Genomic DNA, 26,862 nt, shown 5'->3' with positions numbered 1-26,862 from the left:
TTAAAGCTCTGCCAAAATTGCGGTAATGTTGTCTAAATCGTCCTGGCCCCACTGGCTCCACTTAAACTCTGCAAAGTCAGAAGGAGTGCAACCGCCGGCGTCGGGGGACTGACAGTATTTAATTAGCGATCGCAGCGATTCTATAAAGCCCGTTGCCAAATTTTCAATGCTTTCTCGTCGGTGAATGTTTTCGCTGTACGTCCAATCTAATTGCAGCTTGTTGCTGGCAATAAATCCGTTAATTTCTAGCAGGTAACACCGATTTCCGCGCGGGCTGCGGATGGGGCCACTAGGCTCGGAAGACAGCATCAACAAAGAAGATTTCGGCAGCACTTGGTCAAACTGTCCGAGATAGTTAAAGCTTACCTCAGCTTGCGGCAATTTGTGCAATTTTTTAGCAATTTCTGGGTTTAAATATCCTAGGACACCGCACCCAATACCGCGATTTGGCACTGCGCGTAACTGCTCTTTCACTGATTTGATTTCCGCCCCTAGATCGGCAGGTTTTTCTAAATTTAACAGAACGGGAAAAACTGCTGTAAACCAGCCAATTGTGCGCGACAAATCTACTCCGTTAAATATATCTTCGCGCCCGTGACCTTCTAATTCAAGTAAAAGTGAGTTATTGCCAGTCCAGCGTTCAAATGCTTGACCTAAAGCAGTTAGCAATACATCATTAATTTGAGTGCGGTAAGCGGCAGGTACTTCTTGCAGGAGCAGTTTGGTTTCTTCAACACTCAAAGCAACGGATACTGTCTTTTCAGATGCAACTAAATTGGCTGCGTTTGGGAAATCCACCGGCAAGCGAGAAGTTGGTTGGTGAGAAAGGGCGAACCAGTAATCGAACTCTCGCTGCAATTCGGGCGATCGCGCCCACTCATGCAAGCGTTCTGCCCACTGCTTAAATGAGGTTGTTTTGGGCGGCAGCGCCACTGTTTCGCCGCGGCTAATCTGCCCATAAGCTGTCTGGAAATCCTCAATTAAAATTCGCCACGAAACCCCATCAACCGCTAAGTGATGAATGGCTAATAACAAGCGATTTGGCTGATGTTTGCCCAAGTCAAATAGGGCAGCGCGAAGTAATGGCCCCTCTGACAAATTCAAACTGGCTTGCAACTGAGTGGCGGCGGTTTGGAAAGTGGCTTCTCGCTCCTCTGGAGGTAGCGACGACAAATCAATGCAGGTAAACGGAGCAACCTCGTCGGGATTGGCGAGATCCTGCTGCCAGCCAGATTCTCCTCGCACAAAACGCAGGCGCAGCGCGTCGTGGTGCTTGAGCAATTCTTGCAAAACTGACTCAATTAATGCAGGTTCGAGAGGTTGCCGCAACTCTAAAAGCACCGCCTGATTCCAGTGGTGCGGATCGGAGAGATTTTGTTCAAAAAACCAGTGCTGAATCGGCGTGAGCGGAACTTCGCCAATGATTAATCCCTGTTCCGATTGTTGGGTTTGAGCTGTATCGGCGACGGTGGCTAACTGTGCAATGGTTTGGTGTTGAAACAGTTGTTTTGGAGTGAGTCGCAACCCGGCTTGATTGGCTTTAGAAATGACTTGAATGCTGAGGATAGAATCGCCGCCCAATTCAAAGAAATTGTCGTCAATTCCCACTTGTTCTAACCCCAATACTTGCGCCCAAATTTCTGCCAGGATTTTCTCACTAGCCGTGCGAGGCGCGGCGAATGCCTCTTCGAGTTCTGGGCGATCGCGATCCGGTGCAGGTAGTGCTTTGCGATCGAGCTTGCCGTTAGGCGTTAGAGGCAGTTTCGACCGCAGGACGAAGGCAGACGGCACCATATAATCTGGCAAGCGTTCTTGCAGGAACTGGCGCAGCTCGCTAGAAGGCAGTGAAGAATTTTGCTCTCGGGTCTCGGGGACGACGTAAGCAACGAGACGCTTGCGAGCGTTCGCCTCGGACCACACCAAAACCGCACTTTCCCGCACTGCCGGATGCTGGGAGAGTGCCGCCTCAATCTCTGCGAGCTCGATGCGGAACCCGCGAATTTTTACCTGATTGTCAATGCGACCGACATATTCGATGTTGCCATCTGGTCGATAACGAGTTAAGTCTCCAGTTTTGTAGAGGCGCGAACCAGGTTCATTGCTAAAGGGGCTGGGGATAAATTTTTCTGCCGTCAGCTCGGGACGGTTGAGGTATCCCCGTGCCAAACCAGCGCCGCCGATATGCAACTCGCCCGGAATGCCAGTGGGTACAGGCTGCCCGTGACAATCTAGGATGTAGGTTTGGACATTGCCAATAGGACGCCCGATCGGCAACTCCCTCAATGTGGCGTCGGCTGCCGATAATTCGCATATCGTTCCCACCACAGTGGCTTCTGTAGGGCCGTAAGTATTCACCAGACGTACTTGTTGCCCTACACGCTCAATCCAAGTTTTCAATCGTTCGGGAAGCGCTTTTTCTCCGCCAATGATTGTCAAGCGTAATGACGGGGCAAGTACCAAGGTTTCTTGGCTCAATAAGGCTGTCAGTTCGTGCCAGTAGGCTGTCGGCAAACTCAGAACAGTTAAGTTCCAAGTCCTGCACTTTTCCCAAAATACACCCGCTGAATCCAGCATGGAATCAGTACGCAATACGAGTGTTGCGCCCGAAGTCAGGCAAGGGTAGATTTCTTCGGCACTGGCATCGAAACTAATAGAGGCAAACTGCAAAACGCGATCGCGCTTTTCTATTCCATATTCAGCGATCGCAGCCGTCGTGTAATTGACTAGCGATCGGTGTTCGATTAAAACGCCTTTGGGTTTGCCTGTAGACCCTGACGTGTAGATAACGTAGGCCAGGTTTTCTGGCTTTACGCCGCTGCGAGGGTTTTCTGAGCTGTAAAAAGCAATTTCTTCCCAGCCCGAGTCCAAGCAGACAACACGCGCCGAGTGTGGGGGAAGTTTTTCGAGCAGCTTTTCTTGCGCCAGCAGCACCTGCACTGAAGAGTCTTCTAGCATGAAAGCCAAGCGCTCTTTAGGATAGTTTGGATCGAGCGGGACGTAAGCACCGCCCGCTTTGAGGATGCCCAACAAGGCGATTACCATCAAGGGCGATCGATCGACGCAAATCCCCACCAGCACTTCTGGCTTCACTCCTAGCGACCGCAGGTGGCGCGCCAACTGGTTTGCTCTCGCGTTCAGTTCCCTATAGCTGAGTTCTTCTCCTTCAAAAACCACTGCCACAGCGTCGGGCGATAGCGAGACAGCCTCCTCAAATAACTGATGGATGCACTTATCCTGGGGATACTGGGCAAAAGTATTATTCCACTGCAGCAGTTGCTGCTTTTCGGCTGCTGTCAGCAGGGGCAAGCTCCAGAGGCGCTGCTCTGGATTAGCGGCGATACCTTCCAACAAGGTTTGCAAGTGTCCGAGCATCCGGGTAATGGTGGCGCGATCGAACAAATCCGTGCTGTATTCCACTGAGGCTTGCAGCCTTTCCCCCACTTCTTCTAAATCCAAGCTCAAATCACACTGCGTCGTATTCGTTTCGACCTCGAGCAGACTTAAAGTCAATCCGGACAGATCCAAGGGCGGCATGGGGTTATTCCGCAACTGGAACATAACCTGAAATACCGGGTTATAACTCAGACTGCGCTCGGGTTGCAGTTCCTCAACCAGTTTCTCAAATGGCAAGTCTTGGTGCGCGTAGGCTCCCAAAGTCACCTCGCGCAAGCGTTGAAGCAATTCTCGAAAAGTAGGATCGCCGGAAACGTCAGTCCGCAACACCAGCGTATTGACGAATACGCCAATGAGCCCTTCAATTTCCGCGCGGTTGCGGTTGGCGATCGGCGAGCCGACTAGCAAGTCTGTCCGCCCTGTATAGCGGTAAAGCAGCGCTTTAAATGCCGCCAGCAGCGTCATAAACAGGGTAACATCCTCCCGCTGGCTGAGGTTTTTGAGGGCGGCTGTCAGCTCCTGAGACAGCAATAGCGACTGGGTTGCGCCTTCGGAGGTCTGAATTGGAGGTCGGGGTCGATCGGCAGGCAGTTCCAGCAAGGGAGGTGCTCCCTCCAACTGTTGCTTCCAGTACGCAAGCTGAGTTTGCAGCACTTCGCCGCAGAGCCAGTTGCGCTGCCAGATCGCAAAGTCGGCATACTGCACGGGAAGCTCTGGAAGCTGCGGTTGGTTTCCGGCGGATAAGGCTTCGTAAATTGCCGCCAGTTCCCGCGCCAGCAATCCTATCGACCAGCCATCTGAAACGATGTGGTGCATCGTCAGCAGCAGGACGTATTCTTCTTCGCTAAGCTGTAGCAAAGATGTTCGCAGCAAGGGGCCTCGTTCTAAGTCAAAGGGCTGTTGCCCTTCCTTTGCAGATAGCTGCTTTACGGCTGCCTCTCGATCGCTCTGGGGCAGTTCTCGGAGGTCTATTACTGGCAGCGGCAGGCGAGAAACAGGGGGAGCAATGACTTGAATGGGCTGTCCCTGAACCTCAGTAAAAGTCGAGCGCAAAGCTTCGTGCCGGTTGACGATTTCGTTGAAAGTTTGCTTCAACACGGTCACATTTAATTTGCCTTTGAGCCGGATAGCGCCTGGGAGATTGTAGAAAGATTTTCCAGCCTCGAACTGGTCGAAAAACCACAGCCGTTGCTGGGCGAAAGACAAGGGGATCGAGTCGCCTTCTTTCCTTCTAGGAATTCTGCGATCGCTTGAGGATTCTACCCCCTTTTCTCGTAGCATCACTTCCAGCAATGCGCGTTTTTTTGCAGATAGTTTCAAATAGCTCATTGGACTTTTGTTTGTTTTGACTGAATTGCTGGGATTAATAACTAGAAAAAGCGGAGACCGTCAATTCCCGATCGCGGAGAGAAGTTTTCTCGGCGAGCATTCGCTCTACTTCTTCATCGGAAAGTTCCGCAAGACTCAGCAGCAATTGAGCGGTATTTTCAACGTTCTCTCGCTGCGCGGGATTTTCCACCAGGGCAGCGGCTTGCTCGGATGCGGTAGGCGACTCGAAGAAGGAGCGCAGGGGGACATCTACCCCGAAGGTGTCGCGCACGGCTGAGATGATTTGCGTTGCTAGTAGGGAGTGCCCTCCTAAATCGATAAAAAAGTTGTCGTGAATGCCGATTTTTTCCAATCCGAGTATTTCAGCCCAGATGCCTGTGAGAACTTTTTCAACCGGGGTGTTAGGCGCGACAAAGGTTTTCGGAAGGAAGGCGGCATCCGGTGCGGGAAGTGCTTTGCGGTCTACTTTTCCATTGGCAGATAGCGGCAGCGCCTCCAGCATGACAAATGCAGAGGGCAGCATATATTCGGGCAGCTTTTGGCTGAGAAATTGCCGCAATTCGCAAGTTTCTGGCGCTGCATTTTGTTGGGGAACCACATACGCTACTAACCGTTTCTGACTGCGATCTTCCCCGAATGCCGTTACTACACACGATCGCACTGCCGGGTGCTGGTTCAAAGCAGCTTCAATTTCTCCCGCCTCGATGCGGTATCCCCGAATTTTGATGCGGAAGTCTTCTCGCCCTAAAAATTCGATGTTGCCGTCAGGGAGGAAGCGCCCTAAATCTCCCGTTCGGTACAAGCGTTCGCCCGTGACGGGGTGCGTGAGGCAACTGGCGCGAGTTTTTTCTTCATTCCGCCAGTATCCTTTTGTCAGTCCAACTCCGGCACAGCACATCTCGCCGGCAACCCAGACGGGACAGTCTTCTAGCCTTTGATTCAAAATGTAATAGCGTGTATTAGCGATCGGCGATCCGTAGGGAATGCTTTTCCAAGAAGGGTCAACAGTTTCTACCGGATACCAGATGTTCCAGAGAGTGGTTTCAGTTGGCCCGCCGACACTGACAACGCGGCATTCACGGGCGATCGCCCTTAACCTCTCAGGCAGCGTTACTGGAATCCAATCTCCGCCGAGAAACGCCCAGCGCAAGCACTCTGGCAACACCTCAGAACGTCCGGCAGCGTAATCGAGCAGCATTTCCATCATCGGGGGAACCGAGTTCCAAATGGTGACGCGCTCTTTTACCATCAATTGATTCCAGTGAGCGGGGTCTAGCCGTTGTGCGGCATCGGGAATGACGATCGCTCCCCCGGCTGCTAGGATGCCGAAGATATCGTAAACCGACATATCGTGGTGCAGTGCGGTGAGTGCGATCGCGCGATCGCACTCGGCCACATTAAACACTTGATTGGTCTGAGCGATCGCATTGACTGCACCTCGGTGCGCGATCGCCACGCCTTTCGGCAAGCCAGTTGAGCCGGAAGTATAAATCACATAAGCTAAATCTTCCGCTTCCTGCACCGATTCCAAAGCTTCGTTGCTTTCGGCCACCAATTCGTCGGTATCGAGACAAATTCGCCGCACATTTTCCGGCCATTCCAATCGCTGATTTAACTGAGATTGCGTCAAAACAATCTCAACTTCGCCATTTTCCAGCAAATACCACAGCCGTTCTTTTGGCAGCGCCACATCTACGGGCAAATAAGCTGCCCCGGATGCGAGAATGCCCAGCACAGCGACGATTTGCTCCCATCCTTTTTCCATGACGACGGCAACCAACTGGTTAGGGCGAGTTCCCAGCTTCCGCAATCGGTGAGCGACTTGATTCGATCGCAGATATAGTTCCTCATAAGTAAGGGTGCGCGTTGAAGCAATCACGGCGGATTGCTGCGATCGCAAGGCTACTTGCTGAGCAAATAGTTCGTGCAGCAGTGCATCGGGAATCGGTGCATCGATGCCGTTAGCGAGGGCTTGCTGCTGCAACTGCGCCGTTCCCTGCCAAGCTGACTCCGAGCTTGCGAGGCGCTGCAACAGGCTGCAGTAGGCGTCAAACATATCGTCAATCATCCCTTGGGGGAAGAGTTCTTCCACCGCATCCCAGCTAAAAGACAGCCCCTGGGCGGTTTCGGTAAATTGCGCGTCTATCCAAACTTGCGGAGTTTGACCGATGATGTGAACCAGTTCTCCCAATTCTTGAATGAGAGAGAAGATAGAGGAATCTTCCCCAGGCGCGTTTTGCGGATCGATCGTAAACACGACTGGCATCAGCGCTGCGGTTGTACCTTGCGCTTGAGCGAGTTCTCGCAAAACCCGCACGCCGCTGACGTACTGGTGTTCTAAATCTTGCCAAAGCTGTTCTTGCAATCGCTTAGCCCGTACTTCAAAACTCTCTCGCTTCGAGTTATCTACTTCTAGCAAAGTAAACGAGGCAAATTCTCCAATAATCTCCTCAACTTGAGGGTGCAGGGGAAGGCGATTAAAGCGCGGCACGTTGAGGGTAAACCGAGGCGTTTTGCTCCACAGTCCGAGAACCTCGGCATAGGCGGCGAGCAATAAACCCGTAGGAGTGAGGCTGGCCCGAGCTGTGCGCGTTTTGAGGCGCTGCCAGGTTTGCAAGTCTAAGCGATCGCTCCAGCGTTTAAATCGCGGCTGCGTTAAGGAATTCGGGTGCTTGGCGAGGGGCAATTCCGGCGCTGGTGGCAGGGTTTTGAGGCGAGGGAGCCAGTAATCTAAGGATTGCTGGTAAAATGGGGAGTTTTCTAAGGCGATCGCAGCTAACACGCAGTCGCGGAAAGACAGTTGCAAGGGCGAGATCGCAGTATGGGGATTGCGGTAAAACTTTACCAAATCGCCAAACAAGATTTGAAAACTCCAGCCGTCTATGCACAAGGCGTCAATGCTGATGTGGAGGCGGATGCGGCGATCGCCCCTTTGCGAAGCGCAAATCTCGAACAGCGGCCAGCGATCGAGCGGCAGCACTTGGTGAGAAAGGCGATCGCGGATTGCTTCGAGTTGTTCGCCGACAACCTCTGGACCGAGCGATCGCAAATCCAAAACCTCAATTTTATAAGCGGGTACGTTTTCCAGAATTTGCTGCTGTCCGTTGGGAAGTACGATCGCCCGCAGCATATCGTGACGCTCTACAACTCGCTGCCACGCGAGGCTAAACCGCTCTAAATCTAACTCGTCGCTCTCAATTTCTACATAGCCGTGAATGGCAACATTCCCCATTTCAAAGAAGCTATTTCTCCCGATCCAGTACGCCTGCTGCATTTCATTGAGGGGAAATGGTTTGTAGCGATTTTGAGGATCGGGGGCGATTGTCGGCAGTAATTTAATAGGTTCTTGATCGGGGTCGCTTTTAGTTTCCGCGATCGTCGCTGCTAGACTAGCGACTGTGGGGGATTGAAACAGACAGCGCAGCGATAGCTCGACTTGAAAGCGATCGCGCACCTTGGCAATCAGTTGAGTTGCCAGCAAAGAGTGACCTCCCAACTCAAAGAAATTGTCATTCATTCCGACCTGTTTTAAACCCAGAACCTCAGCCCAAATATCAGCTAATACTTGTTCTTCTAAAGTCTCAGGAGCGATATAATCTGCCTCTGAACTGTTGGTTTCCGGCGCCGGAAAAGCTTTGAAATCTACCTTGCCGTTTGGGGTTAATGGCATCGCTTCTAAAAACATGAAACTGGCAGGCACCATATAATCGGGCAGTTGTTCCCGGAGAAAAGAGCGCAGATTTTTAATCAGTGCCGAGTTCCCAATGCTGACTGCTGATTTTAAAACGAGGTAGGCGATTAAGCGCTTTCCGCCTGAATCTTCCTCACGCGCGAGAATGACTGCTTCTTGCACGTCTGGATGTTGGCTGAGTGCGGATTCGATTTCTCCTAACTCTATGCGGAAACCGCGAATTTTCACTTGGCGATCGGTGCGATCGAGAAATTCTAAATTGCCGTCGGGGAGATAGCGGACTAAATCGCCTGTTTTGTAAAGGCGATCGCCTTGGACGCCGCTAAAAATATCGGGAATAAATTTTTCTCGATTCAGATCCGAACGGTTGATATATCCTCTGGCAACTCCCGCACCTCCGATATAAAGTTCGCCGGGAACTCCGATCGGAACGGGTTGCAAATTAGCATCGAGTACATAGGTGCGGGCATTTGGAATTGGACGACCAATCGGCAAGGTTTTTGGGGAGTTTTTAACCGCAGAGGGCGCAGAGGGCGCAGAGGGGAGAGAAGAGGAGGAAGTGGGGAGAGTGTCGCACCACGTGGCGACAATTGTTGTTTCTGTGGGGCCGTAAGTATTGACGAGCCGCACTTTTTCTGATACGCACTTTTGCCACTGGTTCAGGGATGCTGAAAGTGCGGTTTCTCCGCCAATAATTGTCAAGCGCACTGAGGGGGGAAATTCTGCTTTTTCGGCGCTGAGTCTGGCAGTTAATTCGCGCCAGTAAGCTGTGGGCAAATCTAAGACGGTGATTTGCCATTCCCGGCATTTTTGCAGGAAGGAAGTAATGCTGTCTAACATGGAGTTTCCGCGCAGTACCAAGGTGGCACCTTGCGTTAAACAGGGATAGATTTCTTCGGCGCTGGCGTCGAAGCTGAGGGAAGCAAATTGAAGAACGCGATCGCCTGCTTTAATGCCATATTCAACACTTGCCGCCTGTGTATAATTTGCCAAAGATTGATGCTGCACCATCACTCCTTTTGGCTTGCCGGTAGACCCGGATGTATAGATGATATAAGCGAGGTTTTCTGGCAAAACGGCGCTATCAGGATTTGACTTATTTTGTTGAGCAATATTCTGCCATTCTGCATCCAAGCAAATCACAGAAATATTATTTTGGGCTGGCGTTTCTGCTTTTAATTCTGCTTGCGTCAGCAATACCCTGACTCCGGCATCTTCTAACATGAATGCGAGGCGTTCTTTAGCATATATGGGGTCGAGGGGCAAATAAGCGCCGCCTGCTTTTAATATGCCTAAAATTCCGACGATCGCATCGAGCGATCGCTCAATGTAAACGCCGACGATCGCATCTGGTTTTACGCCGAAAGAGTGCAAGTAATGGGCAAGTTGATTCGCGCGATCGTTCAGTTCTCGGTAGGTCAAACTTCGGCATTCAAATTGCACCGCAACAGCCTCAGGGGTTTTCGCAGCCTGCGCTTCAAATAAGCGGTGAATGCACGCATTTTGAAAAGAATTTATGCGAGTATTATTCCACTCAAATAGAAGTTGCTGGCGCTCTGTTTCTGCAAGCAGCGGTAAATCTGATAAACGCGCGGAGGGATTCGCAACGATGCCTTCTAATAAGTTCTGAAAGTGTCCTGCCATTCGCGCGATCGTAGCCGATTCAAATAAGTCTGCGCTGTATTCAAACCACCCTCTAATACCTGTTGCTGTGGCTTCTAATTCCAGGGTTAAATCGAAATTTGCTGTCCCGCTGTGAATCTGTTGGCAGTTCAGGCTTAAACCTGGCAATTCTAAGGCGAATTCAGAGGCATTTTGAATGGCAAACATCACCTGAAATAAAGGCGAGTGACTTAAATCTCGATTCGGCTGCAATTCTTCTACGAGTTTTTCAAATGGCAATTCTTGGTGTGCATAAGCGCCTAAAGTTACCTCCCGAATGCGAGCCAGCAACTCTCGAAAAGAGGGATTTCCGGTTAAGTCAGATCGCAGGACTAAAGTATTGACAAAAAATCCAATTAATGATTCGGTTTCGCTGCTGTTGCGGCTGGCAATTGGTGAACCGACGAGGATATCTTCTTGCCCCGTGTAGCGGTAAAGCAGCGTATTGAATGCTGCCAGCAATGTCATAAATACAGTGCTTTTTTCGCGGCGGCTCAATTGCCTAATTGCCTCGGTTAAGTGTTCTGGCAATTCAAATAATTGCCGACCTCCCTTGTAACTTTGAACAGCGGGACGAGAAAAGTCTGTTGGTAAATTTAGCACCGCTGCGCTGCCACTTAACTGCTGCTTCCAGTAAGTAAGTTGAGTTTCTAATATTTCTCCCTGCATTTGTTGGCGCTGCCAAGCTGCAAAGTCTGCATACTGAATGGGCAGCGGTGGAAGCGAGGCTAAATTTTTATTAGTAAACCCTTCATAAAATGCCGCTAGCTCCCGTAAAAATACGCCCAAAGACCACCCATCAAAAATGATATGGTGGGCGGACAAAAGCAGAGTATGTTCTGTTTCTGATAGGCGCAGAAGTTTGGCACGGAGCAGATTTGGTTGAGTTAAATCAAAGGGCAACTCGGCTTCTTCCGCAGACAGTTCTTGCGCTTTTTTCTCGCGTTCCCCAGGGGAGCAATGGCTCAAATCTATCAGCGGCAATGGGAAATTTTTCGCATCAAAAATAACTTGTATCTGTTCTTTTTCCCTACCAGCAAACGCAGTTCTTAAAATCTCGTGCCGCTCGATAATTTTTTCAATACTTTGCCTGAGTGCTTCTGCATTGAGCTGCCCCGTCATCCGAACCGCACCGCAGAGGTTGTAAAAGGGGTTTCCCGGTTCCAATTGGTCGAAGAACCACAAGCGCTCTTGGGCAAAAGATAGGGGGATGTTTTGTAAGCGAGAAACGGTGTGAATAGACGCCATTGTCGGCGCTTCTGCCAATTTTCCTAAAATTTTGGCAGCCAGTTGAGTAAAGCTTAATTCCTGGAAAAAGTCTTCTACTGATAAAGCTATTTTCAGATCTGTTTCGATCTGATTTTTAAACTCAAATGCCGCCAATGAATCGAAACCAAAATTACTAAAAGCCTCTGCCGATTGGATTTGAGAAAGGCTGACTTTCAGCACCCTCGCTACCTGCTGTCGCAAATAGCTTTCTAACTGTGCCTGCCGTTCTTCTAACTCCGCTGTCAGCAGATTTTCTCGCGTGAGGCGGTTCTCGATTTCCACCGAATCAGCTAACTCTAAAACGCTACTGGCGACAACTTCCAAATTGTCAGCTAGAAAGTCAGCATAGGCGGCGCGACGTTGGATTTTACCGCTGGTCGTTTTCGGAATGCTTCCGGGCTTAATCAGCACTATTCCATAAACTTGCACTTCATATTCTTGAGCAATGCGGGATCGGATGGCGCTGATAATTTCCTCGGCATTATCCGGCGCTTTGCGAGATTCTAATTCTGGCACGATAACGAGCTGTTCTTCGCCTGCGACTTCCACCGAGAATGCCGCGATCGCCCCCTGCCGCAAACTCGGATGGCTGCGCTCTGCCGTTCTTTCTATATCTTGGGGGTAAAGATTGCGACCTCGGATGATAATCAAATCTTTGAGTCGCCCTGTAATAAACAGTTCTCGATCGCGTAAAAAGCCTAAATCTCCTGTTCGCAAAAAGGGCCCTTCGCTGCTATCTGAAAGATATGCTTGAAAGGTTTTTTCTGTCTCTTCTGGGCGATTCCAATAGCCTCGCGCAACTGTTTCGCCAGCTACCCAAATTTCTCCGACTTCCTGCGGCTGGCACTGCGTCAGAGTTTCGGGATTGACGATCGCAACTTTAGTGCCAAATTCCGGGAAACCGCAGCCGACTAAAGTTCTCGCGCTACGATCGCCTTCCAAAACTTCTACAATGTAATTATTTTCCAGCGCCCCAGCGTCAACAGGTAAGAAAGTCGGTGTTGTTCCGCTGCGAACTGTTGCAATTTTTAGTGTAGTTTCTGCCATTCCGTAAGCAGGACAAAAGGCATCCGCCTGAAAACCGCAGGGTTCAAAAGCTTTGGTAAATCTTTCTAGGGTTTCTTTGTTGATGGGTTCTGCGCCGTTATAAGCCACGCGCCAACTACTCAAGTCGAGTATTTTTTGGCGATCGCCCAAGGTTTTGCTTATTTTGCTAGCACACAAGTCGTAAGCAAAATTTGGCCCGCCGCTGTGGGTAGCTTTGTAGCGCGAAATCGCTTCCAACCAGCACATCGGGTCCTGAATAAACGCCGCTGGTGGCATGAAGTAAGAGGGAATTCCTAGATACAAAGGTTTGAGCAATCCGTCAATTAACCCCATGTCGTGAAACGGGGGAAGCCAGGTTACGGCAACGCTCTCGGCATCGTGGTCAAAGCCTCGGTGAATGTATTCGATGTTGTACAAAACGTTGGCGTGGCTCACCATTACGCCTTTGGGGGTGGAGGTTGAGCCGGAAGTGTACTGAAGATAAGCCACTTCGTCGGGATGGATGGGTGGCTGCTGCCACTTTTCGCCGTCATCGGAAAGCGCCTCTGCACTCAGCCAGCGCATCGCTTTGAGTTCCGGCGCTTGCTCGCATAGCTGCTCTAAATTTTCCAAGTGTCGCGCGGGAGCGATCGCAACTGTTGCTCCTGCGTCTTTGGCGATCGCACTAATTTTCGCTAAATTCCGTTTCAGCTTCGGCGGATAGAGGGGAACTGCGATCACTTTGGCGTACAAACATCCAAAAAAGGCGGCGAGATAGTCCAATCCTGGCGGAAAAAGCAGTAACGCTCGTTCGCCAGTGACTCCCAATGCCTGAAGCCGCACGGCCTGCGATCGGGCGATCGCATCTAACTCTCGATAAGTCAAACTGGCGGTTTCAGTTTTTCCGTCTAACAGAAATGTATATTTCTGCTCTGGTTGGTGTAATGCCCTATTTTGCAGGAGTTCTACTAAATTGGTACAACTTTCGGTGAGTTGGTTTCCCTTAATGCTTGCGTCACTCATCGATTCTTTTTACCTATAAGTCTTGTTTGCAGTACGCCAACCAGTTCCGCCCAATTCTTTCCACATAGACTTTCTGTGAACAGTTGTCGGGCGTTACGAGTCTCCCATCAGCGCGTTTGAGTCTTCAATTCGGGTATTAGCGCTTGTTTTCACGTTTTGTTGTCGATCGCGCTGTTCGGCAATGGCTCCGGGGCGATTTCAGTCCGAGCCAGCTTCGATATCAGCTTCAGGGGCTTTACGGCTATCGACTTTAAGTATCCTAGGCTAGATGACATTAATTGTCAAGAGATCTTTAGCAAATTGGTTTAGTCCTATCGTTTCCTATATGACAATCTTTTCTAACTCTTGCCATAGCATTTTAGGCGATCGTTTGTCTAGCCCTGACACCAAAGATAATAAACAAGTGGCAGACAACTAGCGAGAGGGGTCACACCCCCTATATTGAAATGAAATTAGTTTTCATTAGTTAACTCTTGACAGATGCAAGTGCTCTGTTATCTAATTAAGTCACTTTCTCATTAAGACCCCAGCGACTACTTCCTTTAACCGAGGAAAGTGCCCACCGTGGGCGATCGTCCAGAGCGCCACCGGACTGAGGCTTTCGCCCTCACGCGCTTCCTGCCAGACAAAGGCGGATACCGACGGGAGAATCGGATCGAACTGCGCCCGACAACTGGGCCGGATCTTCCGCAGGTCAGTTTCACTCCTGCCCACAAGAGCAGCAACGCTGCCACAAATCATGTTGTGCAAACAACGCAAACCACATATCCGAAGTTCTATCAATTGTTGATTCAAGACTAATGAACAGATCGCAGAAATTATTAAGTAGCCTTGGGCTGGCAGGAGTCGTGTCGGCGGTAGTAGCTCAGTCGGCGTGCGCTTCCAACATCGCGCAGGTGACGGGCGTTCGCCTCAACCCCACGTCAGAAGGAATCGAAGTCATCCTAGACACTGAAGATGGAAGACCCCTGCAAGTCTTCAGCACCAGCTTTGGCGAAACTTTACAAGTTGATGTCATCACCGCTCAACTGCGACTACCGGGGGGAAATGAGTTTCGTCAAGACAAGCCTGCTGCGGGAATTGCTTCTGTCACCGTTACTCGTTTAGATAACAACAGCATCCGAATCAAAGTCATTGGCGAGAGGGGTCAACCAGTGGCACGGGTGATTCCTAATGCTGCGGGTCTGATTCTCAGCTTAAAACCCACCTCGGAGATGACTGCTCGCCCGCCTGCACCTGCTCCTACAACACAGCGGCCGGGGACACCCGCAGAACCCTTGCCACCGACAGGGCAGCAGGTAGAGATACCCGCAGAACCTTTGCCACCTACAGCCCAGCCACCAGGGACACCCGGAGAACCCTTGCCGCCGACAGCGCAGCCACCAGGGACGCCCGGAGAACCCTTGCCGCCGACAGCCCAGCCACCTGGGACACCCGGAGAACCGTTGCCGCCGACAGCGCAGCCACCTGGGACACCCGGAGAAGCCTTGCCGCCTACAGCGCAGCCACCTGGGACACCACAGGCGGGGAGAGACCCGATTGAAATCGTTGTCACTGCAACACGAACCGCAGAAAGAGTGACGAACGTGCCACGCTCTATAACGGTGGTAGACTCACAAGAAATTCAGCAGCAGGTAGGGCAATCGAGAAATGTCGGGGAAGCTCTGGCAAATCAGGTTCCCGGTTTCGCGCCCCCGACTCAAACTACTGCCACTTATGGACAAACTTTGCGGGGTCGCGACGTTTCCGTTCTGATTGACGGCGTGCCGCAAACGACCAATATTCAATCTTTTGGTAGAGAATTTAGAAACATCGATCCCAGCGCGATCGAACGCATTGAAGTAGTGCGGGGGTCTACCGCAATCTACGGCGCTCAGGCTACAGGTGGCGTGATTAATATCATTACTCGTCGGCCAACTGAGGAAAGGCTAACTGCTGTTACTGAAGTGGGCGTCAGTAGCGCCTTAACAAACACAAGAGATGCTCTAGGCTTTAACGCTCAGCAGACGATTTCTGGCCGAACGGGCAATTTCGATCTGACGGGAACTGTCTCGCTCTCTAGAAGTGGAGCTTTTTACGATGCCAAAGGCGATCGCATTCCCTTTTTTGAACTCGGCGGAGACAGCAGCACCCTCTTCAACGTGATGGGCAAAGTCGGGGTAGATTTGGATACCGAACAGCGGCTGCAACTAACTGTCAATCACTATCGGGAAACCCAAGATCCCAATGTGATTCCAGACTTTAGTGTTGACGACCAGGAAGGACGGCAAAAAGCCCGCGCCATCCGAACCGGGGAGTTGGATATTGACGGGGAAACACCGGGGAATAAAAGTACACAGCTCAACCTAAGTTACACCAACCAAAACCTTTTTGGCAGCAGCCTTCAAAGCCAAATCTACTATCGAACAAATTCCAATGTAGGTGTTCCTTCAGATTACCGCACGTCCGATTTCTTTGGGCCGTTTGTCGGTGTTACTCGTTCGCGAGCGGAGAGCGAACAGATAGGAGGTAGACTGGCGATTACCACTCCTTTATCCCGTGCCGAAAATCTTCGATTAACTTGGGGTTCTGACTATATTACTGAAGATAGCAAACAGCGTTTCGACTTGTACGATCCGGAGAGATTTGACGCAAGTGGTGGCCGGGTTTACCGGAAAATCTCCGAGCGTCCTTTCGTTCCTCCTTACACTTATGACAGCCTTGGCTTTTTCGGTCAATTGGAATGGAATATTGACGATATCGTCATTCTAAGTGGCGGGATACGTCACGAACGGGTCGGGTTAAACGTCAATGATTATACCACTTTTAACGATCGCCAGATCGAAGGAGGCGATCGCAATTTTAACGCCACCCTATTTAATACAGGGGCTGTCTATAAAATTACTGACACCTTCAACATATTTGGCAACTTTTCTCAAGGTTTCTCAGTCCCTGATTTCGCCCGCATCCTCCGCCAACCCCCCGACAATTTTGTCGGAATTGAATCTTCGTTAGAAGTAACTCAACCGCAAAAAGTCAACAACTACGAAATTGGCATTCGAGGAGGGTGGCAATCCGTGCAAATGTCGCTTGCCGCTTTTTACAATACCTCCGATCTAGGAGTCAGTTTTCAACCAGTTGGCAACACAGGCCGCCTGGAACTCATCCGCGCCCCAGAACGCATTTACGGCTTAGAAGGGACTGTGGATTGGCAACCTGGACGAACATGGTCGATCGGGGGGACTGCTACTTATATTCAAGGCGAATATGAGGAGGACAACCGTTACATCGCCCTCGATAGCAGCCGAATTCCACCGCTCAAGCTAACAGCTTATGTTCAAAACGAAACTTTGCCGGGATGGAACAATCGGTTACAGTTCTTATATTCTGGAAATCGCGATCAGGCCTTCAAAGACGGCTCGGATGGCGGCCCGATTAGCAGCTATCTCACTGTGGATTACGTCAGCGCGGTTAAAATTGGCTCTGGGCTGCTACAAGTCAAAGTCGAGAATTTATTGAATAATCAATATTTTCCCGTGATCTCCCAATACTTAGCTGGATTTGGATCGGACAGCGCTAATTATGCAGGCAGAGGTTTGACTCTCAGTGTTAATTACCGCCTTAACTGGTAATTACAGCAGATTGCAGGTTTATGAGGTAGATTCAATATCCTCGTAGGGACACTCCAAGAACCCATTGGTGTCAATTTAAGCTGTTAGTCTGCCAGTCCTCGCGGCCACCCGCTAGTCCGCCAGTCCGCCAGGGGTTGAAACCCCTGTCTAATAGCTAAAGTCCTCTCAAGAGAACTAATGAGTTGAAAAGTGTTTTTCTCAGTCCTCATAGCGAGGACTTTAGCTTTGAGACAGGGAATTCATTCCCTGTCGGACTATCGGTTTTACCTTAATGAGAACAGTTAACGGCTTTGAAAAAAAATTCGAGATGAAGTTCCGCAAACTCGCATTCAAACTGCACTTGTATTTGGGGTTGGTGGTAGGAATATTTCTAGCAGTAATTGCTTTAACGGGCAGCTTGCTGGTTTTTGGTCCCGAAATCGAGCGGTTCTTCAATCCCCAACTCCTGCAAGTCATTCCTCAAGCCGAACGAATACCGCTAGAAAATGTCCTGCAAATTGTCGAAAAAGCTTATCCGCAAAATCAAGCTCTTAGTATCTTGCTGCCGCGATCAGCCAAGGAAGTTTGCCAACTTTCGATGCTTTCAAAGAGTGAGGAAATAGTTAGCGTTTATGTCAATCCTTACAGCGGAGAGATTAAGGGTGCGCGCCTTTGGAAAGAAAGTTTTACAGGTTTTATTTTTACGTTACACGCGGAATTAGCGGGAGGAGAATTCGGTCATCTTTTTGTAGGTATTTGCGGTCTAGTAATGCTAGGGCTAACTTTTACTGGCTTGGTATTGTGGACTGGTTGGCGCAATTTGGCTCGCGGCTTTTCTATTAATTGGAAAGCTCACTGGCAGCGGACTGTATTTGATTTACATAACGTTTCTGGCATTGTATCGGTCGCTTTTCTCATACTCATCTCCGCTACAGGGACAGCGATAATTTTTTACGCGCCGGTTGAATCGACTTTGTATTGGCTAACGAATGAAAAGCCACAGCCAGCATTGACTTCTCATCCTCACTCTAGCAGATCGAGGCAAAACCTTGACGAAATATTACACCAAGTTAATACCGTTTGGCCAGAAGCTAAAACCACTTTTATTTCTCTGCCTTTGACGCCTGAAGCAATTTTAAAAGTACGGAAAAAATTTCCCAATGAGTCGCACCCAAACGGGGTTAGCACCATTTATCTAGACCAATACAGTGGCGAAATATTGCAGGCTGACAGTGTAAAGTCAGCTTCTGTAGCAAATCGAATTCTCAACTCGCTTTATCCGCTACATATTGGCAGCTATGGCGGGATTTACTTGCGGCTGGCACACGCGATCGCAGGATTAGCAGCGATTATACTGTTTATGACGGGTGTACTGATGTGGCGGCAGCGGCATTTGGCGAAATTTTACAGTAAGGAGGCGAGACAGCAATATGAAGAATTATCTCCCCTTAGCCAGCAATGGCCTTGGTTTTAATGAGAGGGGCGTGCGGTTTTATGTGGGTGTCATTCTCCTGCCTAAAAACCCCTATCCTCTGAATTTTAAATCCTATCAATCGCTTATTTAATGCAAAAATTTATTCAACTCTGGCTCGGACAAGCTGCTTCGATGATTGGCAGCGCTATGTCCGCCTTTGCGCTGACTATTTGGATTTGGGAGTCCACCAGTCAAGTGACGGCTTTGGCTTTGTTGATGTTTTTTATTCAATTGCCGCGCATCTTGCTCGCTCCGGTTGCTGGCATTATCGTCGATCGCTGTAATCGAAAATTTTTGATGGCGATCGGTGATGCGGTTTCAGCTTTGTTAACGCTCACTATCCTATTACTTTATATCAGCCAAAACCTGCAAATATGGCATATATATGTAGCAGGTGCGGTTAACGGAATTTTTGACCAAATTCAGCAGTTAGCTTACTCAGCAGCCATCGCCACAATGATGCCAGAAAAGCATTACAGCCGCGCTAGCAGTTTAAGTTTTTTGGCAAGTTACGGTGCGAGTATTATTGCTCCGACGCTGGCGGGGATTCTCTATTCTGCGATCGGGTTGAGCGGGATTTTTACGATCGACCTGGCAACTTTTACAATAGCGATCGCCACGCTAGTATGTGTCAAAATACCCCAGCCCGCGATCGCCTCCAATCCCCAGCCGACTCGCCCCCACCTATTGCAAGAACTCAGCTTCGGATTCCGCTACATCGTCGAGCGTCCCAGCCTGCTTGCCTTGCTGGTGTCAGTTTCGCTATTCTGGTTCGCCCACGACATCGGCGCGGCCCTCTACTCACCGATGATTCTGGCACGCACCGGCAACAATGCCAGAATCCTAGGTACTATCCTTTCAGCCGCCGGCGCAGGTGGCGTTTTAGGAGCATCGATCATCAGTATTTGGGGCGGTCCCAGACGCCGAATCCGGGGCTTCCTGCTCGGCATGGCAGGTGCGGGCTTGAGTAAAATAGTCTTTGGTTTCGGCCAGGCGCTTTCCATCTGGGTTCCCGCTCAATTTTGTTCGTCTTTCAATTTCCCCATCCTCGGCAGTTCCAACGAGGCGATTTGGCTGGCGAAAGTCGCACCAGAGGTACAGGGGCGTGTTTTTGCTACCAGAGCAGTTATCGTGCAATTGGCGTCAGCGATCGGTTTATTGATCGCAGGGCCACTTGCCGATCGCGTCTTTGAACCCGCCATGCAACCGGGAGGTTTTTTAGCTGCTATTTTTGGCGGAATTCTGGGGACAGGTGCCGGTGCTGGCATGGCTTTGTTATACGCTATCTCCGCGCTGGGCTTATTGCTCGTTGCAGTCGGTGGGTATGCTTGCCGACTGCTGCGCGATGCTTCAGTTGACAGTTGACAGTTGATAGCGACCTCTATCTGGAAGGAAGAGGATTGGAGTAATGAACAGTCTTCTTTTAATTTCTCCCGCTCAGGGTTCCGGCTTTAAACCAATTCTTTCTGGTAAAGGGGAAACGGAGAGAGGTCTTTTAATATCGTTTCCGGTTTCATCGGAATAATAAAATCGAGTCAACAGTTAACACTCAACCATTCAGTTTTTCGACCCGCCCGTCAACAGTCAACAGTCAACAGTCATTCCGGTGCAACCGGAATTGATATTATATCATTTCTGGTTGCATCGGAATTACTCACGGTGGTGATGGCAATTACTCATTACCAATTACCGATTACCCAATAACACTAATCATTCCGATACCACAGGATTTGATATTAAATGCTGATAGCCTTGAAAGGGTGATCGAGGTATAAGCCAACACCACCTTCAAGACTATTTTTATAATCACGCCCCTGTCTTTCTATAAGATATTGAAAACATGAATTTGATAGACACGCAACAAACCAAGCTATATGATCAAGAGGATCATTAGATAAGTGTTTTTGCCATACTCTGTTTCCATTTTCTACTCCTATTTTATAAAATCCTCGACCTGGAACACATAGCATAGAGACTATGCCGGATAACGGATCAATATTAATGAGTTCACTCTTCATAACAGAAATGAGTCTTTTAAGTTCTGAATCTTGACCAGATTTCAAATCGGATTTATAGGCAAATAAAAAATTTAAAGCTGCAGTAAATTGATTCGTACAACCGTCTCTAACATCGAGTTTTAGGGTGGCTATTTCTTTTGCCGCTACAACAAATTTAGTTAATTCAGTGTTGTTAAGGCAGGATTTAACCTCGATCCGGGCTAAAACACTATTGTAAAGAAAGACACCTTCTGGTGCATACTTTGAGACAAGAACAGGTGGACAGAGGCTCTTTGCATAAAGAACCACATCATCTTGGGTAGCTTCTTTTCGCTCATTATTGCTTGCAACTATCATTCCTGTTCCACAATGTACATCTGGTGGAAGCCAAGGAGACAATATATTATCAATTAGCAACTCTCGGAAGCGCCCTTTAACCCCTGGGTGCTTTAACTTTCCCTCATTTTCCGCTAAGGACAATAAGTGAGCTGCGTCAGCTCTTAGTCTCTGAAGAAGATACTCGTTCACGTGGCTCTCCCCTCCCTTATTTAGGATGATAATAAAATATTCTAGGTAGTCCTGCATAGTAAGGATAATTGGGGGGTAAAATGGTTGACCCACTTTTATCAAAACCCTGATATTGCAACACTACCATATTCTATAGCAATCCCAAGCCCGATGTGATATCAATTCCGGTTGCATCGGAATGATTTAACCGCAGAGAAAGCAGAGGAAGAGGAAAAAGAGATGAATAATTCCGATGCTAACGGATTTGATATAACTTCTTCCTGACATCCGTTACATCCGTTACAGAATCCGTTGCCGAACTTCCTTCTGCTATAGTTTCTGGCGCGAACTCAGGTGAGCTTCAATTTCCGATCGCGATCGCCATACAGGGCGCAATTCCTTGCGAGCAAAGAGCTGCAACTGATCGCCTGCGTGGGGCGAACCAGGTTGACTGGCGTTGCCGTAACTGTTTAGCGCCATCGCTTTCACCGGATTCGAGAACTCAATCGCAGCGACAAAAGAATCGCCCGCAACCGCTTGAAAGCGATCGTCTTTGCCAGGAGCGAACCAGACTGAGCGAAATACACCCAAATCACCGTCACCTCCATTTGCAGGCAGATTCGCCTCCCCAGGCAATCGGAAGACTTCCCCCCATGCGACATCTAACGCGCCATAAGTTACCTCAACTTTGGTTGCTGTCGCTTCCAGCACCCGCACCGCCTCCGCAGGATTTGCCAACCCGTCTGGCGTCGTTAGCGGCGCATCTTCGCTCCAAGGTTTAGCGAATAACCGATCGGCATCCATCGCTTGTTTCCAAAAGGCAAACAGCACCGCACCGCGACTGTCAGCATCGACTTTGCGATCCCAAGTGGCGAGAACTTCCGCAGCGCGGCGCGCTTTTTCACTGCCTTGGCGTGCGGCGGGAATTAAATCATCGAGGAGGCGATCGGCGAGTTCTACCTGAGTGGAATGTTTGTATTGCATCAATTCATCGAAAGAGATTTTTTCATCTTCTAAGAGCATTTTTGCCGATCGCTGCGATCGCAAATCCATCGGACCGCGCGGTGCCATGTAGGCGGGATAATTATCGGGTGCGATCGCGCTGGGAAACGTCGTCGTCCAAGGAGGATCGTTGGTATTTTGCAACCAACCGCTGGGCGGATCGACAACGCGCGGCAAATCCGCATAGGGATGATTTTTGCTCCACAAAGTTTCTGATGTATTGCCTGCGATCGTGCCTGACCAGTATTTAAAATCTCCGTTTTTGCGTATGGGGACTTGACCGTTAAACAAGTGCATGATATGCCCTTCACGATCGGCATACATGACGGTAAACATGGGAATTTCCAAGCGCTTTAAAGCGGTTTCAAATTCAGAAAAATTCTTTGAGCGTGCCATATCCCACCACTGCTCAAGGGCTGCTGGTTTATCGAGTCCGACAACGCGCAGGGCGATCGCTTTGCCCTGTTTTTCTGTGAGAATCGGCCCGTGAACAGAACGCCGCACTACTAGAGATTCCGATCGCAAATTCCCATTCTTTTCTTTGACTTTTAAAACCTTCTCTTCCCTGTCAAAACTTCGGATTTTGCCATTGAAGCGATAGCCATCGTTAGCGAGGGGCAATTCGTAGGCATCCCAGCCATCGTGAGTGTTGACAGTATGAGTCCATCCCAAGTTGTCATTAAAGGCGATCGTTAATACAGGAAATCCGACGAGAGTCGCTCCGTAAGCGTTAATTTCTGGGCCAATCAGTTGCGCTTCGTACCATAAATATAAATCCGACCAAGGAAGGTGAGGATTTGCTAATAGCATGGCATTGCCGCTTTGAGAATGGGAAGGAGCGATCGCCCAACCATTAGAGCCTTTGGGGGTGTCATTTTCAGCGATATCTTCAAGGCGCTCTGGATCGACTACAAAAGTAAAATTGATGACGCGCTGCGCGTGTGCCAATACATCTGCAGGTTTGAGGGGCAATGCTACCTTTAATTCTTCGGTGAGTGCCTCTGGGTGTTCTTTTGCATAGGCATTCATTCCGCCAACAAAAGCATCGATATAGTTGCGAAAAATAGGATTTTGTGATTCATACCACGCATTAGCGCGATTAGGAATTCCCATAGTTTGCACCCAGCGATCGGATTCCAGATAATCGTCGCCCCAAAATTCCGCAGCTAGCCCGCGAGCTTGCCCGTAAAGACGCAAAATCAGATTACCGTGACTTTGCATCTGCGCCCACCCAAAAGCGTAAAAAAGGCTTTTACTATTCTCTGCGTAAATATGTGGAATTCCATAGGTATCCCAAAGAATTTGAGTGCCGATTTCAGGCGCGGCTTGAACCCCATTATTGAGGAGCAAAACTAAAATAAAACTCATTAATAAGGAGACAATCCGCCGGCCTTGTTTTTTTAGTTGTATAAACACTGAAAATTAATTTGCTAGGGTTAAACTGAGACATTGCAGCCTTGTCAACAAGCTGCATGAACAAAACGCCGAGGATTTAGACCCCTTTTATGGAGAACAAGGGAAAAAATTCTACCAAATCCGATGCCCAAAAACGTAACCTATCTACGTCTATCTGCGTCGATATGCAGTAAAAAAAATAACACCTCTGTGAGAAATCCAGAAAATCAGAAAAAACACCCTGTGTAAATCGGATGTGAAATTAAAAGCCCTCCCCTACGCTCACCCAATTAAATAGGCTATAAAAAGCCGATGTGTCGGCTGTAAAGCTCATTATGTTATTGGTGAGGAGGGGGGGGTAAACAAGTAGGGAGAGATAGGTTATAAGGTTATTTTTGGAGCTGCCCCTGTTGCCAATTCCCCTCTACTTTCGTTCCATCTGCATATAGATAAGAACCTTGCCCGTGTTTTTGCCCGTTGAGGAATTCACCTTGATAGCGATCGCCATTGGCGTAAATGCAAGTACCTTTGCCCTTGAACTGACCCTCGCTAAATTCGCCTTCGCAGCGATCGCCATTCTTAAAAACGTAAACTCCTTTCCCGCTCATCTTACCCTTGACAAAAGTGCCTTTATAGCTATCTCCATTGGCGAATTCACGGACACCTTCACCACTAAATTCTCCATTGTCAAACGGCCCTTGATAACGTCCCCCTTCTTTAAAAGTAAAGAACCCCTGACCTTGAGTGTTGCCCTTGACAAACTCTCCTTCATAGCGGTTGCCGTTCGGATATTCGCGAACCCCTTTACCGTGAAACTGCCCTTCACTAAATTGCCCCTCATAACGACCTCCTTCAGCAAAGGTATAAATTCCCTGTCCGTGAGGTAGATTATTCAGCAACTCTCCTTCGTAGCGGTTCTTATTAGCATATTGACAGACGCCTTTGCCGTTAACTTTTCCTTCTTTAATATCTCCTTCGCAACGAGTGCCATTACTGAACGTAAAAGCCCCGCGACCGCTGGGGGAACTATTTGTAAAAGAGCCTTCGTAACGAATGCCGTTAGTTGAGGTAAAAGTTCCTGTACCATCGAACTCACCGTTTTTAAAACTGCCTTCGTAGCGGTTGCCGTTAGCAAATTCGCGGACACCTTGACCGTTGAATTCACCCAAAGCAAATTCTCCTTGGTATCGACCTTCTTCTTTAAAGGTATAGATGCCTTGACCGTGAGGTTTGCCGTTGAAAAATTGGCCTTCGTAGCGATCGCCGTTGGCATATTGACAGATGCCGGGGCCGCTGAGTTTTCCCTCACTCAATTCTCCCTCGCAACGTCCGCCGTCGGGTAAAGTAATTACTCCTGCCATTGCGCTGTGAGGGTTGGCAAACAACAAAGCAATTCCCAAGTTGGAACCAAGTAAGAGAGCGAGTCCCACTCGCTGAAGTTTACTTAATATTGCTGACGACATTCCCAAATTCATAATTCACAAAAAATTCAACTTTTAACTTTGCTATTCCTTGGACGGTGCTATAGAATTCCCAGCCAAATTGCTAGAGTCTCAAAAAAATCCCTAGTCATTGAGCTGGAAGGTAATGGATGCTGTTTTTCCTTGAATGCCACTCTCTGATGTGGCAAATTTCCATTTTTCTACTGTTTTAATCGCTGCGCTATCGAAGTCGTCGTGCTTGCTCGAAGTCAAGATCGTGATGTTGAATGCCTTACCGTTGGGGTCAACGTCAAACATGACTTCCACTCGGCCTTGCCGCCCTTCTTTTCTGGCTGCGCTCGGATATTCAGGTTTACCGCAGCTAATGCAAGTGCCGGGAGGCGGGCCGGAAGGGCGCGAAGGACTCCCCCCTCTTCCTGGATTTGTCGGTTTTGGCACTGGCCCCGAACCGCTACCAAATGGCCCTGACGAACCCCCGCCACCATTTCCACCTCCACCGGGTGATGAGTTCGACGCACTTCCGACTGGGCTTCCGCCTCCCGGGCCTCCACTTCCAGGGCTACCAGAGGAGGCGAGGTTTCCTAAACCTCCGCTCCCATTTCCCGAATTTCCGCCACCTCCTGGCCTGGTGGCCGTGACTGGCGAGCCCGCCGCAGGCGATCGGGCCGATCGCCCCGAACCAGCCGCAAATGGCTCATCAGAAGGTATGTCGCCATTTTCGCTGGCACCGGATGGTGAGTTCGACGCACTTCCTCCGGGGCTACCAGAGGAGGGGAGGTTTCCTACATCCCCGATCGCATTTCCAGAATTGCCGCCACCTCCTGGCCTAGTAGCTGTGACTGGCGACCCAGCCCCGGGCGATCGCTGTATGGGCCCGGAAGAAGGATTTAATGGCTCTGAGGAAGGCTCCCCGCTACCCGCCGAAGCAGATGACGAGAGCGGGCTATTTTTTTCAGGGCTGTCTGAGGAGTTGGGATTTCCAGCATCTTTTGTAAAGTCTGGGAGACTCGCAGCACCCTTGGGGCGGGAAGCGGTAACGGGTGGTTCGCTTTTTGGAGGATCGGGCGAGGGGGTTTCGGGTTCCTTGGCGATCGGGGCTTTAGGAGTTTCTGGGGAATTGAAATCCTGTTGAGGTGGGGGGGAAGGCTCGATCGGAGTTGGTGGCGAAGTTTCCGTTAATGGCAGCTCTTTCTTAATCTCTGGTGGTGGCGTTACCGCTACCGGGGGCTCCTCTGGAATCGGTGGTGGCGTTACCGCTACCGGGGGCTCCTCTGGAATCGGTGGTGGCGTTACCGCTACCGGTGGCTCCTCTGGAATCGGCGGTGGAGTTACCGCTACCGGCTGCTCCTCTGGAATCGACGGTGGAGTTACCGCTACCGGTGACTCCTCTGGGGGAGTTGGTTCTGGTGGCGGTTCGGGTTTGAACGTCTCAGGTGGGGGAGATACCTTTTCTGGAATAGCTAGCTCTGGCTTGGTTTCCTCTACTTTAGGCTCATCAAGCACAACAAATTCAATAGAATCCTCTGCAAATTCAGCAGGTTTGACCAAGTTGAGGCTCAACGGCAGCGCGACACCATGCAGGAAGGTTGAGCCTAACAGACTGAGCGCCAGAACTTTTTTGAGAGCTTCTTCTTGTTGTTGTCTTTGCGTCGCCGAAACATTTGAAAAACTCATGCCTTATCAATCTCCTTTATGGATGACAACATCCTCGCTGGCTCCCCGACATAACCCGAAACAAGCTACCAACAGCCTGTTGAGCTTGCTATCAATGATGAACCTACCCATCCTATAAGAACACTGTCACCCTGTTCAAGACTCTTGCAATTAATTTTCATTATTTAATTTTGAGATAGCCACTAGACGCTACCAATCAGCATTTCCTTTGGGGGCGTCTACGTCGCTCTCGTGGGTGCTGTCAATGTTCGGATTCTGGCAGGGCAAGGTTCAAAAATGCCTTAACTGCAATACTCTAGCCCGTAATATACCAACAAATTTCCACATTCTCAAGCTTTTCATAAAATTTTTTTAATAAGTAAACTTAATTTTATTTTTTTATTTAATA

The 26,862-nt window shown here is 49.5% G+C and carries 10 protein-coding genes; 4 read left to right on the top strand and 6 right to left on the bottom strand.

Going from position 1 to position 26,862, the window contains the following annotated elements; genetic code table 11:
* Both QUA70_RS04825 and QUA70_RS04820 read right to left on the bottom strand, forming a co-directional pair.
* Complete coding sequence (locus tag QUA70_RS04825; RefSeq protein WP_333345291.1) at positions 1 to 4,722, bottom strand: amino acid adenylation domain-containing protein; 4,722 nt, start codon at positions 4,720 to 4,722, stop codon at positions 1 to 3.
* 34 nt (positions 4,723 to 4,756) lie between these two features.
* Positions 4,757 to 13,393, bottom strand: coding sequence for an amino acid adenylation domain-containing protein (locus tag QUA70_RS04820; RefSeq protein ID WP_333345289.1), 8,637 nt, complete (start codon positions 13,391 to 13,393; stop codon positions 4,757 to 4,759).
* Between the two features lie 564 nt (positions 13,394 to 13,957).
* On the opposite strand from QUA70_RS04820, the gene QUA70_RS04815 reads away from it, so the two are divergent.
* The 4 genes from QUA70_RS04815 to QUA70_RS04800 all read left to right on the top strand — a co-directional run bounded on the left by QUA70_RS04815 (position 13,958) and on the right by QUA70_RS04800 (position 19,822).
* The gene (locus tag QUA70_RS04815) at positions 13,958 to 14,194 is read left to right on the top strand and encodes a hypothetical protein (protein WP_333345287.1); all 237 of its coding nucleotides are present in this window, start codon (positions 13,958 to 13,960) and stop codon (positions 14,192 to 14,194) included.
* Positions 14,194 to 17,004 (top strand): TonB-dependent receptor domain-containing protein, encoded by a 2,811-nt coding sequence (locus QUA70_RS04810; protein ID WP_333345285.1) that lies wholly within the window; start codon positions 14,194 to 14,196, stop codon positions 17,002 to 17,004. The genes QUA70_RS04815 and QUA70_RS04810 overlap by 1 nt, the downstream gene beginning before the upstream one ends.
* A gap of 271 nt (positions 17,005 to 17,275) precedes the next feature.
* A complete protein-coding gene (locus QUA70_RS04805) occupies positions 17,276 to 18,457 on the top strand; it encodes a PepSY-associated TM helix domain-containing protein (protein WP_333345283.1) in 1,182 nt (393 codons plus the stop codon).
* A 90-nt stretch (positions 18,458 to 18,547) separates the two neighbouring features.
* On the top strand, positions 18,548 to 19,822 hold the full coding sequence (locus QUA70_RS04800) for an MFS transporter (RefSeq protein WP_333345281.1): 1,275 nt from the start codon (positions 18,548 to 18,550) through the stop codon (positions 19,820 to 19,822).
* Positions 19,823 to 20,193: 371 nt separating this feature from the next.
* On the opposite strand, the gene QUA70_RS04795 is transcribed toward QUA70_RS04800, so the two are convergent.
* From QUA70_RS04795 to QUA70_RS04780, 4 genes are all read right to left on the bottom strand, one after another.
* Positions 20,194 to 20,982 carry a DUF6602 domain-containing protein gene (locus QUA70_RS04795; RefSeq protein ID WP_333410320.1) on the bottom strand — a complete coding sequence of 263 codons (789 nt, stop codon included), beginning with the start codon at positions 20,980 to 20,982 and terminating at the stop codon, positions 20,194 to 20,196.
* A 309-nt stretch (positions 20,983 to 21,291) separates the two neighbouring features.
* The gene (locus tag QUA70_RS04790; RefSeq protein ID WP_333345277.1) at positions 21,292 to 23,379 is read right to left on the bottom strand and encodes an acylase; all 2,088 of its coding nucleotides are present in this window, start codon (positions 23,377 to 23,379) and stop codon (positions 21,292 to 21,294) included.
* A 368-nt stretch (positions 23,380 to 23,747) separates the two neighbouring features.
* Complete coding sequence (locus QUA70_RS04785) at positions 23,748 to 24,833, bottom strand: hypothetical protein (RefSeq protein WP_333410318.1); 1,086 nt, start codon at positions 24,831 to 24,833, stop codon at positions 23,748 to 23,750.
* Between the two features lie 90 nt (positions 24,834 to 24,923).
* Positions 24,924 to 26,474 (bottom strand): energy transducer TonB, encoded by a 1,551-nt coding sequence (locus QUA70_RS04780; RefSeq protein WP_333345274.1) that lies wholly within the window; start codon positions 26,472 to 26,474, stop codon positions 24,924 to 24,926.
* Between the last annotated feature and the right edge of the window lie 388 nt (positions 26,475 to 26,862).

Source organism: Microcoleus sp. LAD1_D5, assembly GCF_036702115.1.
In the GTDB taxonomy this organism is placed as follows: domain Bacteria; phylum Cyanobacteriota; class Cyanobacteriia; order Cyanobacteriales; family Microcoleaceae; genus Microcoleus.
This window is presented reverse-complemented; position numbering and strand designations above follow the sequence as displayed.